This window comes from Arthrobacter alpinus, from assembly GCF_001445575.1.
Lineage (GTDB): Bacteria > Actinomycetota > Actinomycetes > Actinomycetales > Micrococcaceae > Specibacter > Specibacter alpinus_C.
The window spans coordinates 3185246-3200562 of sequence record NZ_CP013200.1; the positions used below are offsets into that span (position 1 = coordinate 3185246).

Here is a 15317-nt window from a genome sequence, read left to right on the forward strand (position 1 = left end):
ACTAACAATAGGCGTGAAAGTGCCGAACTGGTACCCAGTATGACGTCGGTGTCTTGACGCTGTCTCGACGTTGCCGAACAGCACCGCCAACTAGGGCTGATCGCGGGGTTTCAGGAGCCTGGCGGGACCAATCTTGGCGCTTCCAAAACGGGCAGCAATGGCATCCCCCACTGCCTGCGCGTTGCGTGAATGCTCATCCCGCGGATCCAACTCAAGTTGCAGCGGCACCTCGTGGACAGCTTCGAGCTTTTCCATGCGAACGCCGATCAGCCGCACCGCTTGGGATCGCGGCCCGAGGCCCTGCAATAGCGCCACTGCCGCGCCGTAAATGGTGGCGGCACTATCTGTCCCTGCTCCGAGAGTTCGTGAGCGGCTGATGGCGGAAAAGTCGGCGTACTTCACTTTCAGTGCAACGGTACGCCCGCTAAAACCCCCTTGACGCATCCGTGCGGCCACCCGGTGTGAGAGTCTGAGCAACTCCCTGGTGAGAATCTCGTCGTCGTGCGTGTCAACGGCAAATGTCTCTTCGGCACCAATGCTCTTCTCCTGGTGAGCAGGGGTGACCGGCCGCGGATCGATCCCCCACGCTAGGGCGTGCAGGTTCGCGCCGGTGACGCCCAGCGCCCGTTGTAATGTGGAGAGCGGTGTCGCAGCGACGTCGGCCACGGTAAAGATCCCCAGCCGGGCAAGTGACTGGCGGGTTTTCTCCCCCACGCCCCAGAGCGCTTCCACGGGGAGGGTGTGCAAATACTCCACCGTGCGGGACTTTTCGATCAGCATCATCCCGTTCGGCTTGCACCGGGTGGAGGCTACCTTGGCCACAAATTTGCTGGAAGCAATGCCCACCGATGCCGTGATGCCCAGTTCGGCGGCAATGCGAGCACGAATCTGGGCGCCAATCTCCAGCGGCGTACCCAGCCGGCGCAAGGATCCACTGACGTCCAGGAACGCCTCGTCAACGCTGAGCTGCTCAACTGTGTCAGTGATGGAATGAAAGATCTCCATGATCTGGCCGGAAATCTGTTGGTAGAGCTGGTGTTGTGGAGCGATAACGACGGCGGTTGGACAGATCCGCTGTGCCGTGGACATGGGCATGGCTGAACGGACGCCACGGGCGCGGGCTTCGTAGGAAGCGGACAATACTACCGAGCGCCCCTCGGGATGGCCCACAATGACCATCTTCCCCTTGAGTTCCGGACGTGTGCGCAGCTCCGCTGAGACAAAGAAGGCGTCCATGTCAACATGCATGATGGTGCACCCGCCCTGGTCGAGGGCGGGCGGCTCCGCAGGTTGTTCGGGCTGATTCACAGGCTCAGTCTAGTGAACCGTCTTGGTGAACCCAATCGTTGCTACAGGCCACCGGCGTGAGGAACACAACATCGGCAGGGGCGCCGCTGCCCAACATGGGTAAACTGGAGAAGATGTCACCGACCCGGCACCTGCAGCTAAGGAAATCAGTCATGAATCCCACCCCGCTTCGCGCACTGGCACCCCGCCGCAAGCAGCTGCTGGCAGCCGCCGCAGTCTCCACAGCTTTGCTCTTAGGTGCGTGTTCCGGTGCCGGCGAAACGGCAGGGACCACCACGAGCGCGTCCGCAACTTCTGGTGCAACCGTGGCTGCAACGTCTTCTTCCGCTTCTTCTACTTCAGCATCAGCCAGCAGCACAGCAACTGCTACGGCCCAGACAGCCATCAAGGAATTGGTCGCCGGCTTCCCCGCCAAAGTGATTCCGCTGCCCAAGGGTGCACAAATTCAGGCCTCCAGCCTCGAGACGGGCAGCACCGTTTCAACAACCTCGCTGACGGCTACTACCACCGAGACCCCGGCACAGATCCTGGCGTTCTACACCAAGTCATTCACTGCGCAGGGTTTCAAGGCTCAGCCAGGAGATGCCGTGGACGGCGTTCCGCTCAAGACATACGTTCGCGCTGCTGGCAAGGAAATCATCACGGTCTCGGTGGTGGTGACGTCGGCGACGTCCACCTTCACCGTCGGCGCCACCTTGCTGCCAGCCTCAATGAAGTAGGCGCCCAGCAGTCGATTCTGTCCCCAAAACTTACCGCCGGCACCGTCGGCACCTCCCACAGCAAGGAACCTTGAGCGCATGAACCACACGCCTGCCCAGTCAGACGTCTCCATTGTCGGCGAACACGACGCATTCATTGCGGCGGTTGCACAGCAGCTCAATAGCTTCCTGGCGGAAAAACACGAGCTTCTGGCGCAGATCTCTCCGGCAACTCTGGTTCTTGTTGACTCCATCAAGACCCTGGTCACCGGTGGCAAGCGCATGCGAGCTCTGCTGTGTTACTGGGGTTGGCGCGGTGCCGGTGGCGCCGCCGATGCACAGGCCGTCATCCAGGCCGGCGCTGCCTTGGAACTCTTCCAGGCTGCGGCACTGATTCATGATGACATCATCGATCGCTCAGACACTCGCCGCGGCGGTCCCAGTGTCCACAAACAATTCAGCACGTTGCACACTGATAGCAAATGGTCTCTGGACGACGAACGGTTTGGTCATGCCGCAGCCATTCTCACCGGCGATCTTTGCCTGTCATTGAGCGAAGAAATGTTCTCCCGGATCGATACCGGATCATCGAGCCGGGCCAGGGACGTTTTTAACATTATGCGCACCGAAGTCATGGCCGGGCAGTATTTGGACATTCTGGAGGAAGTGGCTGGACCGTCGAAACCTCACGAGACAGCTGTTGCTAGAGCGTCGGCAATTATTCGCTATAAGAGCGCTAAGTATTCCTCCGAGCACCCGCTGGTGTTGGGCGGAGCCTTGGCCGGGGCCGACGAGTCCATGCTCAACGATTACAGCGCCTTCGCCCTGCCGCTTGGCGAGGCTTTTCAGCTGCGCGATGACGTCTTGGGCGTCTTTGGGGATCCGGCTCAGACCGGGAAACCGGCTGGCGATGACCTACGGGAAGGCAAGCGCACGGTTTTGGTGGGGCTGACCATCGATGCCGCTGGGGAGGCAGACCGTGACTTTGTTGACCAAAACTTGGGCCGTCAGGATCTGAGCGAAACCGACGTTGCCAAGCTGTGCGCCATCATGGTTGAGTCAGGTGCCTTGGAACGCACCGAGGCTATGATTGCCGCGCTGAGCACGGAAGCCTTCACGGCTTTGGCAGAACTGCACGTTTCAGAAACTGTTCGCGAAGCACTGCTGACCTTGGGCCAGAGCGCCGTATCCAGAACGTCCTGATCACACTCGGCGAGCTTTATGTTCCGAACTGACGTGCCGCTGTGGCTGCTGTAGAGCAATACCGGCTCTCCGGCTAGCTGGCCGGTTAATAGTGGGGGTGCCTGGCCAGTATTCACCAGACAGGCTCACGCTGCTGGTTTGCCGAAACAACCCAGCAGCGTCAGTGATTCTTACCAACGGTGATTCTTACCAGCCGAGAGCGCCTGCGCGTCGACGGATTTCTGTTTTCCGGCCTGCATGCAAGGCGTCAATGGGACGCCCAGGCAGGGACTCATCCGCTGTGAAGAGCCACTCGATGGCTTCTTCATCTTCAAAACCTGCGTCTTGAAGCACCGTGATGGTGCCGCGGAGGCTTTCCAAGATGTGGTCATCGACGATGAACGCAGCAGGAACGGCGCGAATGTTGCGCTCTCCAATACGTGCGGCCAGCAAGGAGCCGTCTTTGACGAGGGCATGGACTTTGGTTACCGAAACATCAAGTTTCTGGGCAACATCGGGCAAGGGCAGCCATTCGCTGACTACTGATTCAAGATTACTCACCCTCAAAGGTTCCCACATATTGGCAACGTGCGTGTGAATATTGTGCTGGAGTGCACACATTGACGACCTTTATGTGACTTTAACTCCCTTTGTACCTACCTTTGGTGTAAATTCTCAGTAGTCTCACTAGTAACTTCAACACCACTAGTAACATCAGCAACGTGAACTCGAGGTCCACACCCATGACGCCAACACGCCCGTCTGCCAACGGCGGCAAGCAGCTTGCCGCCGTTGCCACAGCAGCTATTCCCGTTGTTATGCTCTCGTCCCTGGCGATGGCGGTCCCAGCGACTGCAGCCCCCACTCACCCCGGAACTCAACCGCACGGTAGCCATGGAGCCCTGAACTCCGCAGATGTGTTGGCAGCCATTCATGCGCGAACTGCGCAACTACAGGCCAAAGCCTCCAGCATCCCGGCAGCCGTCGTTGCCAGCTCCTTGCCGACAGCCGTGACCGCCACACCTCTCGTAGCCCAGACACAGGTGGCGCAGGCGCTCATTGCCAAAACCGCCGCCAACATTCGGTACACCGTTAAGTCCGGTGATACCGTCTCTGCCATCGCGGCCAAGCACGGTGTCAGCACATCGAACGTCCTGAGTTTGAACAAACTCTCAAACGCTTCGATCATTTACCCAGGGCAGGTCCTGGTGATCTCAGGAGCCGCCAAGTCCACGGCCGCCGCTCCCAGCACGTCCACCGCCACAGCCGCAGCAAGCTACACGGTCAAGTCCGGGGATACCCTCAGCGGCATTGCCAGCAAGCACAAGGTCAGCCTGGGCTCAATCTTCTCGCTGAACGGGCTCAACGGCAGCTCCGTGATCCACCCCGGCCAGAAAATCAAGGTAGGCGGAACCGCCCAGGCGGCAACGCCGTCGGCCCCGTCAACGGCGGCACCCACGGCCACCACATCCGGCTCGCAAAGCTACATCGTCAAGTCCGGGGACACGCTCAGCGGCATTGCCAGCAAGCACAAGGTCAGCCTGGGCTCAATCTTCTCGCTGAACGGGCTCAACGGCAGCTCCGTGATCCACCCCGGCCAGAAAATCAAGGTAGGCGGAACCGCCCAGGCGGCAACGCCGTCGGCCCCGTCAACGGCGGCACCCACGGCCACCACGTCCGGCAAGTACACCATCAAGTCCGGCGATACTCTGGGCGCCATTGCCGCCAAGCACGGCGTGAGCCTCTCCGCCTTGGCCTCAGCCAACGGCATCACGGTCAACGGCGTGATTTACCCCGGCAAGGTCCTCACCATCCCCGGCCTGAAGTCCAGTTCAAGCTCGATCACGCCCCTTGCGCCGAAACCGGCCCTGACCCCGGAGCAGGAGGTGCCCAGCACGTTCCTGCACTACACCTACCCTGCCGCGGTAGTAGCAGATGCCAACAAGAACAAGGCTGCTCTGCTGGCCGCACCCTCTCCTACCCGTGCACAGATGAAACAGATCGTCTCCAGCACGGCCTCCAAGATGGGTGTTGACCCCGCTCTAGCTATGGCTTTCGCACAGCAGGAATCCGGGTTCAACCACCAGTCGGTCTCCCCCGCCAATGCCATTGGCACCATGCAGGTCATTCCCGACGCCGGGGATTGGGCATCCGGACTGGTAGGACGCAAGCTGAACTTGTTGGACCCGTACGACAACGTGACAGCAGGTGTGGCCATCATCCGCGCATTGCTGCGAGGAGCACCCACCGAGGACCTGGCGATTGCCGGTTACTACCAAGGGGAATACTCGGTCCACCTCTACGGGATGTACCCGGATACAGTGAACTACGTAGCTGGTATCAAGGCGAACCGGAACCTGTTCCGCTAAATCCTTTCGAGTCATCAGTACGCTCTCAACGAAAAGGGGCCCCAGCGCAGTGTTGCTGGCGGCCCCTTTGCGTTTGTGCTCCTAAACTTGAAGAGTGCAAGATGCGTCTGCCGACCCGCGAATCGGGTCCACAATCGAAAATCGCTACCTGGTTCTGTCCAAGGTGGCTAACGGCGGCATGTCCACCGTCTACCTGGCCAAGGACCTCAGGCTCAACCGCAACATTGCGCTGAAGATCCTGCATCCACACCTTGCCACCGACAACGCGTTCATTGGCAGGCTCAGCCGGGAGGCACAGAGCGCTGCCAGCCTGTCCCACCCCCACGTGGTGCAGATCCACGATCATGGTGTGGGCCCGGAGTACGCCTACCTCGTCTTCGAGTTCATTGACGGATACACGCTTCGAGACGTCATCGAGCGGCAGGGCGCTCTGACCCCGCGTCAGGCTCTCGACCTGCTGGATCCCATCGTTGCCGGTCTCGCGGCCGCACACGGCGCCGGGCTGGTGCACCGCGACGTCAAGCCGGAGAATGTCCTCATCTCCCACCAAGGCTGGGTCAAAATTGGTGACTTTGGGCTGTCCCGAGCCATCACCACCTCCACCAACACCGGCACGCTCTTTGGCACTGTTGCCTACATTGCACCCGAGCTGGCCCGCGGCGAAGGCGGCGATGCCCGCAGCGACATCTACTCTGCCGGCATCATGCTCTATGAACTTCTCACCGGCCACCAGCCCTTCCGCGCCACGGTTCCCGTGGCTGTGGTCATGGCGCACGTTCAAGATGAGATGCCCGCCCCGTCCGCCGACGTTCCGGCACTGCCCCCTGTCATGGATGAATTGGTCCGCTACATGACCGAAAAAGATCCGGACCACCGCCCGGCCAATGGCGCCGCCTTGCTGGAGGATCTGCGCCATATCCGTGCCTCGCTCACTCCGGCCGAGCTTGACGCCGGCGGATCCGCCACGCTGCCGGCCATCGAGCCGCGGCTTTCCGGAACCAGCCACACGGTGGCCTTTGATCAAAGCCACACCACCGTTCTGGCCGCCCCGCAATTCCCCACCTCGGTACTGCCTCGCTCCCCCCAGCTATATGCCGAGGCCCCCCACAGTGACCGGTACGCCCTTGCGGAGCCCTCGTCTTCCGCGTACGACGCCGGGCAGTCACAACCCGCTCACATCGGCACCTCAAGCTATCCCCCCGTCAGTGACGACGCCCCGGCGGCTCCCCTGAATAAACGCCAGGCTGCCGCGGCCAACAAGGCAAAAGCCAAGGCGGCCGCCACACCGAAGAAGACCCTTGGCTCGCGGCATCCCCGCAGGCGAGCCGTGCTGTGGGTCCTGCTGGTGCTAGTGCTAGGCATTCTTGCCGCGGGTGCCGGATGGTTCTTAGCATTGGGTCCGGGCGCTTTGGCAACCGTCCCGGATGTGGGCAATAAAAGTGTTGAGCAGGCCTTGAGCGTGTTGCGTACTGAAGGCTTTGAGTCGACCTCCACCACGGACGTTTATGATGAAAAGGTGGCCGCCGGTTTTGTGGTGGACACCGACCCCACGGCCGGCAGCTCGCTCCGCAAGTTCAACAATGTCACCGTCCAAATCTCACGGGGACCCGTGCTTTATCAGGTCCCCAACGTCACAGGGGTGGCACAAGACGGTGCCAAGAAGGCTCTCACCGACGCCCAGCTTGCTGTAGGAACGCTCACTGAAGCGTTCGACGAAAAGGTGGCTGCCGGCGTCGTGCTCAAGCAGGATCCCGCAGCTGGGAAAGAGTTCCGGGCCAACACCAAGGTCAACCTGGTGATCTCCAAAGGCCCCAAACCCATCCCGGTTCCCGCGCTGACGGGCAAGACTCAGGCGGACGCACAGGCGGCGCTCAAGTCCGTCGGTCTGGTAGCTGTGATCTCCCCGGAGCAGGTCAATAGCCGCCTGGTTCCGGCAGGTTCGGTTGTCGCGGCCTCGCCAGATAGTGGCACCCTCACCGCTGGCGGCAAGGTCACGCTCACCATTTCCAAGGGCCCGAAGATGGTCAGTGTGCCGGATTTCGTGGGCAAACAGGTCGGCGTGGCAACAAGTGAGCTCGAAGCGCTCGGTTTTGAGGTCAAGGTGGAGAATCTGCTGGGCGGATTCTTCGGCACGGTCCGTTTCCAGGACCCACAGGGTGGCGAAGCTCCGGAAGGCAGCACGGTAACGCTGCGCGTCATCTGAGTCCCACCTCTACGCGCCGCTCCTCTCACCCGCGCCCCTCTGCCTTACCTTTCCTGCCACCGCGCCACCGCGCCACCGCGAGGATGCAGTAGTTACCAATGTTCGCGAGAAACATTAGCAACTACTGCATCCTCGAGGGCCTGGAAGGGACTTTAGCGGGACGGACGGCGGGGACCATCGCGGGAATTTGGCTGGCGGGGCCCGGAAACGCTTTAATTACGACGGCGGCCCGCCCCTTCGCGCTGAAGGTGCGGGCCGCCGTGGTGGGTGAAACAGCTGTTACTTGGACTGGCGCAGGGCCTCGGAGACCAGGAACGCCATTTCGAGGGACTGCTTGTGGTTCAGGCGAGGGTCGCACACGGACTCGTAGCCTGTCAGGAACGCTTCCTGGTCGATGGGATCGGCCCCACCGAGGCACTCAGCCACATCGTCGCCTGTCATCTCCACGTGCAAACCACCCGGGATGGTACCCAGTGCCTGGTGAACTTCGAAGAAGCCGCGGACTTCGTCAATGACGTCGTCGAAGTTGCGCGTCTTGTAGCCGTTGGGCGAGGTGACGGTGTTGCCGTGCATGGGATCGGTGACCCACAGGACCTGAGCGCCGGAGGCCGTGACCTTTTCGACCAGGTTCGGGAGCTTCTCGCGGATGTTGGTGGCACCCATGCGGGTAATGAACGTCAGGCGGCCGGGCTCGCGGTTCGGGTCAAGCTTCTCAATCAGCCGCAGTGCGTCATCCGGGGACGTGGTGGGCCCAAGCTTGACGCCGATCGGGTTACGAACCCGGGACAGGAAGTCAACGTGTGCCTGGTCGAGATCGCGGGTGCGCTCACCAATCCACAGGAAGTGTGCGGAGGTGTCGTACGGCAAGCCGGTTCGAGAATCGATGCGGGTCAGGGCGCGCTCGTAATCCAACAGCAATGCTTCGTGGCTGGCGAAGAATTCAACAGTCTTGAGCGCGTCGAAGTCGGCACCGCAGGAGGCCATGAACTTAATGGCACTGTCAATGTCCTTGGCCAAGCGCTCGTAGCGGCTGTGTGCCGGGTTGGAGGTGAAGCCGCGGTTCCATTCGTGGACGCTGCGCAAATCGGCGAAGCCGCCCTGCGTGAAGGCGCGGATCAAATTCAGCGTGGATGCTGAGGTGTGGTAGGCCTTGAGCATGCGAGCGGGATCGTGCTGGCGGGATTCCGGGGTGAAATCGAAGCCGTTAACGATGTCTCCACGGTAGGCCGGGAGGGTCACGCCGTCGCGCGTTTCATCATTGGAGGAGCGCGGCTTGGCGAACTGGCCGGCCATGCGCCCCATCTTGATGACGGGCAGCTGGGCGCCATAGGTCAGCACCACTGCCATCTGAAGAATGGTCTTGACGCGGGCACTGATCTTGTCGGCAGTGGCAGCCTCGAAGGTCTCGGCGCAGTCGCCGCCCTGCAGCAAGAAGGCCTTGCCCTGGGAAGCCTGAGCCAGGCGGGAACGCAGCACATCCACTTCGCCGGCAAAAACCAGCGGAGGCAGGACTGAGAGTTCCTTGACCGTGGGGGCGAAGGACGGGGACTCGGACCAGGTGGGCTGCTGCGCAATCGGCAGGCCGCGCCAGTCATCAAGGCCTGGATAGACGGCAGCACCGGGGACGGAGAGTCCGGCAGCGGGTGCATTAGATGCGTTCAAAGTTAGATCAGTCACGGCTAAATCCTATCCCCGAAAGAGCACAGCTGCGAACCAGTCCAGCCACTGAGATTTCGAAAGGAACATGCGCGGGCCGTGACCCTTGGCTGCAGCTTGCCCGGGCATCTGGAACCGTCCGGGCTGAGCCCAATTTCTGCACCCAATCTGCACCCATTCTCCGCCATTAGACGGCTGCGACAGGGCAGCTGCAGTGCGTCGATAGGGCAGGGGCAGTGATCAGTGCGTGGTGGCCTCGGTGTCCGGGCCAGTGGTTGCGCCGGGCTCGATGGGAGAAGCTTCAACGACCGAGCCACTGGCGGCTTCTGCGACGAGCTCCGCTGCTCCCTCGGGTTCAGCTTCAGCTTCAGATTCAAGCACAGCCGCAGATTCAGACACAGCCGCAGCCGCCGTTTCAGATTCAGGCACAGCCTTCTTGGCGCCGATGACCGTCACGGCGCCCGGAGCCAGGATGGGGGCGGGCTCAATGCGGACTGCGTCGGCAGCCGTCTTGGCCGAGTCCCCATCCTTGGCCGCGGCCGACTTGGCCGACTTCTCGGCTGCCAGCTTGTCCTTGATGGTGGAGGCGTAGGAGTCAACGTACTCCTGGCCGGAGAGCCGCATGAGCTCGTACATGATTTCATCGGTCACCGAGCGCTGCACGAACCGGTCATCTGCCATGCCCTGGTAACGGCTAAAATCCATGGGTTCGCCAAAGATCACGCCGAGCCGGCGGATGCTGGGGATGCGCCGGCCAATGGGCTGGACCTTGTCGGTGCCGATCATGGCTACCGGGATGACGGGAACGTTGGCGGTCAAGATGAGCTTGGCCACGCCTACCTTGCCTCGGTACAGGCGGCCGTCGGGGCTGCGGGTACCTTCGGGGTAAATCCCCAGAAGTCCGCCACCGTTGAGGACTTCCACGCCGGTCTGCAGTGAGTTGGCCGATGCCGCGCCACCGGAGCGGTCCATGGGCAGCTGATTGGTGAGTTTGAAGAAGGCAGCGGTCAGGCGACCCTTGATCCCGCGCCCTGTGAAGTAGTCGCTCTTAGCCAAGAAAACGACGGGCCGAGGCACCATGAGCGGCATAAAAATCGAGTCCGAGAAGGACAAGTGGTTACTGGCCAGAACGGCCGGTCCATCGATGGGAAGGTTATCCAACCCCTTGGTCCAAGGGCGGAATAGTACCTTCAATACTGGGCCCAAAAATATCTTCTTCAGTACCCAATAAATCACGGTGGTATTCCTTACTATTACTCTCCGGGCCAACAAGCAGTCTCAGGTCATTGCGGTACCCCCGCTGCGGACGTATCAACAGTAGTCTAGTGACAGCAACACAGATTTCGTGGCAGCAGCTCCGCAGCAATGCCATACACGTTACCGGCCACGGCGGCCGGCAGGAGAGGGAAAACAGCCATGGTGAAATCGTTCCGTTCCGAAGGTCACGGCGACTTAGCCCGGGTTGGTGTGGCCGTGTGTCATGGTTTTACCGGCTCACCCGTCAGCATGCAGGGCTGGAGCGACTATTTGGCGCAGGCCGGATTCGCCGTCAACATGCCCCTTCTGGCGGGGCACGGGACCTCGTGGCAGGATCTCGCCAAGACCCCGTGGCAGAACTGGTACCGGGATTTTGAGGCCGCCTACTTGGAGTTGAGCTCCCGCTGCGACACGGTGTTCGTCGCCGGAATGTCCATGGGTGGCGCACTGGCACTGCGGGTTGCCGCCCTGCACCCGGTGGCCGGTGTGGTTTTGGTCAATCCCGGGCTGACGTTTAGTGACAAACGGGCGACTTATTCGGGACTGCTGAAATGGGTACTCAAGAGTGTCCCCGCCATTGGTGATGACATCAAGACGCCCGGCATTTCCGAGGGCGCGTACACCCGCACACCCGTGGCAGCCGTCCACCAGCTCAGCCAACTCTTCAGCGACACGACGAAGCTGCTTCCCCAAGTCAGCGCCCCCACCCTGATTTTCCGATCCACCGTGGACCACGTGGTGCCAGATTCCAGCATCGACGTCATCAAGGCTCACCTGGGCAGCTCCGAACTCCAGGTTGTTCCCCTGGAAAACAGCTACCATGTAGCCACCATGGACAATGACGCACCCTTGATCTTCTCCCAGTCCGCAGACTTCTTTCGGAGGCCCCACCATGCAATCTGACCCCGGCGCGGGTACGCCGCACACCGGCGACGACGACGATGTCTGGCGGGATCTCGTGGCCCGCTTGGAGGAGGCCGACGACGCGTTCCTCGAGGACCAGGGCCCCACTGAGGATCGCAAAGCTGACGGTAGTACCGGAGGTAAAGACGCGCACGACGGCGGCACGCCTGTTCCGCACTCCGCGGCATCTGACGCCGTGGTTCCGCGAGTTAACGAACCCCGCGCCACCGAACCCAAAACAGTCATTGACTTTGACCCCTTGGGTGTCTGGCATGATCAGGAGGCGCCAGCCCCACGGGAGCCTGCCGCGGATAGCCGCAACCCCTCAGGAATGGGTGGCGCAGGGGAAGACTTTATCTCGTTCGGGCCACGCGACTATGAGGCCGACGATGATGAGGAAGGCTTTATCCCCGAGGAATTGCCCAGCCTGCGCAATTCCGAGCCTGCCATCATGATGTCCTGGATCGGCGCGGCAGGTGCCCCGCTCTTCTTAGTTTTTTCAGCGATCTTCTGGCGTCAGATCCCCACCCTGCTGGTGATGGCCGTGATTGTGGCTTTCATCGCCGGTACCGGATACCTGCTGTACCGCCTGCCAAACCACCGCGATCATGACAGCGGAGATGGCGCCGTCGTCTAGGCATCCACGTCTCACCACGAGGGATTTGGCACGGGGGCCCGGTAGTTCCTAGCGGAGGCGCAGCTGTTCTCTGGCCAGATCGGCAGCGCCAATGAGTCCAGCCGACGGGCCCAGCTGCGCCTGCGCAATGACCGCCTCCTGACGGTATCCGCGGCCGGTCAGATTCCTTAAGTAAGCGCGGCGTGCCGGTTCCAGCAGTAAATCGCCGGCAGCACTGAGCCCGCCACCAATGATGAACACGGCCGGGTCTAGGGCTGCGGCGAGGTTGGCTATGCCTAGGCCAAGCCACTCCCCCACCTCGGCCACCAGTTCCCGGGCAGTGGGTTCGCCCTGCAATGCTAAATCAGTCACCACCGACCCGGTGATGCCTTTGGGCCGGCCGTGAGCCGCAGCCAGCAAACCAGCCGCCATGGGTGATTGTTTACGGGCCAATTCCCGGCCCTCACGGCCCAGCGCATTTCCGGAGGCGTATTGTTCCCAGCAGCCCCGGTTTCCGCATTCACAGCGGTGACCTCCGGGCATGATGATTTGGTGCCCGAATTCTCCGGCCATGCCGAAGCTGCCGCGTTCCACACGCCCGTCAATAACCAACGCACCGCCAATTCCGGTACCCAAGGTCAACATGACCATTCTGTCCCGGTCCCGGCCCGCGCCGAATCGCCATTCCGCCCAGGCGGCGGCATCGGCGTCGTTAGTCACCAGTACCGGACGGCCCAACATCCCCTCAAGGTTTTCGCGCAGCGGCTCGTCGCGCCAGGCCAGATGGGGGCTAAAGACGACTCGGGAGCCGGAAAGATCCATCCAGCCGGCAGCACCGATACCCACGGCATCGATGGGGTGCCGCTGCCCCAACTCGTGAACCAACTCCGCAATCACGGCCTCAACGGCACGGGCATCCCGGCCGGGAGTGTCTCGCCGGACTTCTTCGAGGATGACGCCGTGAGGATCCACCACGCCTGCGGCGACTTTAGTCCCGCCAATGTCAATGCCGAGGGACAGCGGAGCCACGGACGCCCGGGTGGGAGCAGGAATTGGAGGGAACATCTCCAAATTCTAGCGAGGGTATTCGCACTACTGAAATTGCGTGCGTGAGCTGAAACACATAATGTTACTAGCGGGTAACATAGCGTTCCCGGCGGATCTCCCAGTTGGCGGATAGAGTGAAGCAAAGTGATCGCAGGCCCACATATCAAAGGAGCTATTGTGCAAGAGATTTCCGTCCCGGCCAAGGTAGTCAGCCCCCGGACCATGAATACGACCGAGTTTGTGCTCCGCCAAGCAAAATTGGCTGCCAACCCGGCCCTTTTCTCAAAGCGCAATGAAGACCATGTGTGGGTGGATGTTTCTGCGAAGGAATTCCTGGCGGACGTCAGCGCCATTGCCAAGGGCCTGATAGCCTCCGGCATCAACGTGGGTGACCGGGTAGGGATTATGGCGCGGACCCGGTATGAGTGGTCGCTGGTGGACTTCGCCATCTGGTTTGCCGGGGCCGTCTCCGTGCCGATCTACGAAACCTCTTCCCCGTCGCAGGTAGCGTGGAACTTGGGCGACTCGGCTGCCGTGGCAATTTTCGCGGAGACCGGATCGCATGAAAACATCATCCGGCAGGCCGCTCATAACGAGAACCTCACCACGTTAGAGCATGTCTGGCAGCTGGAAGGCGACGGCCTCGACGTTTTGCGCGACGCCGGGCACAATGTCTCCGATGAGACCCTGGAGGCAGCCCGCACGGCCAACGGCTTGGACGACGTGGCGACCATCATTTACACCTCCGGCACCACCGGCCGGCCCAAGGGTTGCATGCTGACCCACCACAACTTCGTGGAGCTGAGCGAAAACGCTCGCGCCGTACTGGGCAAAAGCGTGGTCCCGCCAGGATCGCAGACCATCATGTTCTTGCCGCTGGCGCACGTTTTTGCCCGCTATATTTCAGTTCTCGCAGTGGCCGCCGGCGCCAAGGTAGGCCACACGCCGGACATCAAGAACCTGCTGGCGGACCTCCAGAGCTTCCAGCCTACGTTCATTTTGGCCGTGCCGCGGGTCTTTGAGAAGGTCTACAACTCCGCCTCATTGAAGGCCGAGGGCGAAGGCAAGGGCAAGATTTTTGCCGCTGCCACCAAGACTGCCATTGAGTACTCGCGCGCCAAGCAGGACGGCGGCGCTGGCGTTGTCCTTAAGGCCAAGCATTTTGTGTTCGACAAGCTTGTCTACGTCAAACTCCGCAACGCCATGGGCGGCCAGGTCCGTCACGCGGTCTCCGGCGGTGGGCCGTTGGGCGAACGGCTAGGCCACTTCTTCCAAGGCATTGGCCTGCAGATCCTCGAGGGTTACGGCCTGACCGAGACCACCGCCCCCATTACCGTCAACCGGCCCGAACACATCAAGATCGGTACGGTGGGCGCCCCGCTCCCGGGCAACGCGGTCAAGATTGCGGCCGACGGCGAAATCCTGGCCAAGGGCGTCTGTGTCATGAAGGGCTACTTTGGCCGGGATGATCTCACCGCAGAAGCCTTTGTTGATGGCTGGTTCCGAACCGGCGACATTGGCGAACTCGATGAGCAGGGCTTCCTGAAGATCACTGGTCGCAAGAAGGAAATCATTGTCACCTCCGGCGGCAAGAATGTAGTACCAGCCCTGCTGGAGGATCAGATCCGGGCCGACGCCATTGTGTCCCAGTGTGTTGTCATTGGCGAGCAGCGCCCGTTCATTGCCGCCATCGTCACGATCGACGAGGACGCCTTGCCACAGTGGGGCAAGGCTCACGGTCTGCCTGCGGGAATCTCCGTTGCTGAAGCTGCCAAAAACGCCACAGTGATTGCTGCCGTGCAAGGTGCGGTGAACAAGGCCAACTCCACGGTCTCCGCCGCCGAGGCTATCAAGCAGTTCAGGATAGTAGATACGGACTTCACCGAGACCTCAGGCCACCTGACTCCGTCATTGAAGGTCAAACGAGCTCAGGTCATGAAGGACTTTGAAGCCGTCGTGGAGGAGATCTACCTGAGCAAGAAGCCGGTCTAAGCAGCGGCCAAGTTCCCACCGCGGCTACGGCCGCGTATGCCCCCGCTTTCTGCGTACGTTCGGACGTACGCAGAAAGCGGGGGCAT

General features: G+C 61.4%; 11 protein-coding genes and 1 pseudogene. 7 read left to right on the top strand and 5 right to left on the bottom strand.

Annotated elements, in window-relative coordinates; genetic code table 11:
• Positions 1-90 precede the first annotated feature (90 nt).
• Positions 91-1248, bottom strand: coding sequence for a DNA polymerase IV (dinB, locus tag AS189_RS14220; RefSeq protein ID WP_062293726.1), 1158 nt, complete (start codon positions 1246-1248; stop codon positions 91-93).
• A 212-nt stretch (positions 1249-1460) separates the two neighbouring features.
• On the opposite strand from dinB, the gene AS189_RS14225 reads away from it, so the two are divergent.
• Together AS189_RS14225 and AS189_RS14230 are read left to right on the top strand one after the other, a co-directional pair.
• Positions 1461-2027 (top strand): hypothetical protein, encoded by a 567-nt coding sequence (locus AS189_RS14225; protein WP_062290253.1) that lies wholly within the window; start codon positions 1461-1463, stop codon positions 2025-2027.
• Positions 2028-2105: 78 nt separating this feature from the next.
• The gene (locus AS189_RS14230) at positions 2106-3209 is read left to right on the top strand and encodes a polyprenyl synthetase family protein (RefSeq protein ID WP_062290256.1); all 1104 of its coding nucleotides are present in this window, start codon (positions 2106-2108) and stop codon (positions 3207-3209) included.
• A gap of 186 nt (positions 3210-3395) precedes the next feature.
• On the opposite strand, the gene AS189_RS14235 is transcribed toward AS189_RS14230, so the two are convergent.
• Positions 3396-3749, bottom strand: a complete 354-nt coding sequence (locus tag AS189_RS14235) for an Rv2175c family DNA-binding protein (protein WP_062293729.1) — start codon at positions 3747-3749, stop codon at positions 3396-3398.
• A 182-nt stretch (positions 3750-3931) separates the two neighbouring features.
• Between AS189_RS14235 and AS189_RS14240 the strand changes: the two genes are divergently transcribed.
• Both AS189_RS14240 and AS189_RS14245 read left to right on the top strand, forming a co-directional pair.
• On the top strand, positions 3932-5557 hold the full coding sequence (locus tag AS189_RS14240; protein WP_237759867.1) for a LysM peptidoglycan-binding domain-containing protein: 1626 nt from the start codon (positions 3932-3934) through the stop codon (positions 5555-5557).
• A gap of 94 nt (positions 5558-5651) precedes the next feature.
• Positions 5652-7760 carry a Stk1 family PASTA domain-containing Ser/Thr kinase gene (locus AS189_RS14245; RefSeq protein ID WP_062290259.1) on the top strand — a complete coding sequence of 703 codons (2109 nt, stop codon included), beginning with the start codon at positions 5652-5654 and terminating at the stop codon, positions 7758-7760.
• Positions 7761-8039: 279 nt separating this feature from the next.
• On the opposite strand, the gene AS189_RS14250 is transcribed toward AS189_RS14245, so the two are convergent.
• Positions 8040-9437 (bottom strand): class II 3-deoxy-7-phosphoheptulonate synthase, encoded by a 1398-nt coding sequence (locus tag AS189_RS14250; RefSeq protein ID WP_062290262.1) that lies wholly within the window; start codon positions 9435-9437, stop codon positions 8040-8042.
• Between the two features lie 531 nt (positions 9438-9968).
• Positions 9969-10652: pseudogene (locus AS189_RS14255) on the bottom strand (lysophospholipid acyltransferase family protein); the annotation flags it as partial.
• A gap of 180 nt (positions 10653-10832) precedes the next feature.
• Between AS189_RS14255 and AS189_RS14260 the strand changes: the two are divergent.
• Both AS189_RS14260 and AS189_RS14265 read left to right on the top strand, forming a co-directional pair.
• A complete protein-coding gene (locus tag AS189_RS14260) occupies positions 10833-11576 on the top strand; it encodes an alpha/beta hydrolase (RefSeq protein WP_062290265.1) in 744 nt (247 codons plus the stop codon).
• Positions 11566-12213, top strand: a complete 648-nt coding sequence (locus tag AS189_RS14265) for a hypothetical protein (RefSeq protein ID WP_062290268.1) — start codon at positions 11566-11568, stop codon at positions 12211-12213. Before AS189_RS14260 ends, AS189_RS14265 begins: the two co-directional genes overlap by 11 nt.
• Positions 12214-12261: 48 nt before the next feature.
• Here the strand turns inward: AS189_RS14265 and AS189_RS14270 are convergent, their stop codons facing one another.
• Positions 12262-13257, bottom strand: a complete 996-nt coding sequence (locus AS189_RS14270) for an ROK family glucokinase (RefSeq protein WP_062290271.1) — start codon at positions 13255-13257, stop codon at positions 12262-12264.
• A 159-nt stretch (positions 13258-13416) separates the two neighbouring features.
• Between AS189_RS14270 and AS189_RS14275 the strand changes: the two genes are divergently transcribed.
• Positions 13417-15231 (top strand): AMP-dependent synthetase/ligase, encoded by a 1815-nt coding sequence (locus tag AS189_RS14275; RefSeq protein ID WP_062290274.1) that lies wholly within the window; start codon positions 13417-13419, stop codon positions 15229-15231.
• Positions 15232-15317: the final 86 nt, after the last annotated feature.

Coding starts and splice junctions, on each gene's coding strand:
- AS189_RS14270 (WP_062290271.1), bottom strand. CDS start 13,257: ATGTTCCCTCCAATTCCTGCTCCCACCCGGGCGTCCGTGGCTCCGCTG.
- AS189_RS14240 (WP_237759867.1), top strand. CDS start 3,932: ATGACGCCAACACGCCCGTCTGCCAACGGCGGCAAGCAGCTTGCCGCC.
- AS189_RS14265 (WP_062290268.1), top strand. CDS start 11,566: ATGCAATCTGACCCCGGCGCGGGTACGCCGCACACCGGCGACGACGAC.
- AS189_RS14230 (WP_062290256.1), top strand. CDS start 2,106: ATGAACCACACGCCTGCCCAGTCAGACGTCTCCATTGTCGGCGAACAC.
- AS189_RS14225 (WP_062290253.1), top strand. CDS start 1,461: ATGAATCCCACCCCGCTTCGCGCACTGGCACCCCGCCGCAAGCAGCTG.
- dinB (WP_062293726.1), bottom strand. CDS start 1,248: ATGCATGTTGACATGGACGCCTTCTTTGTCTCAGCGGAGCTGCGCACA.
- AS189_RS14260 (WP_062290265.1), top strand. CDS start 10,833: ATGGTGAAATCGTTCCGTTCCGAAGGTCACGGCGACTTAGCCCGGGTT.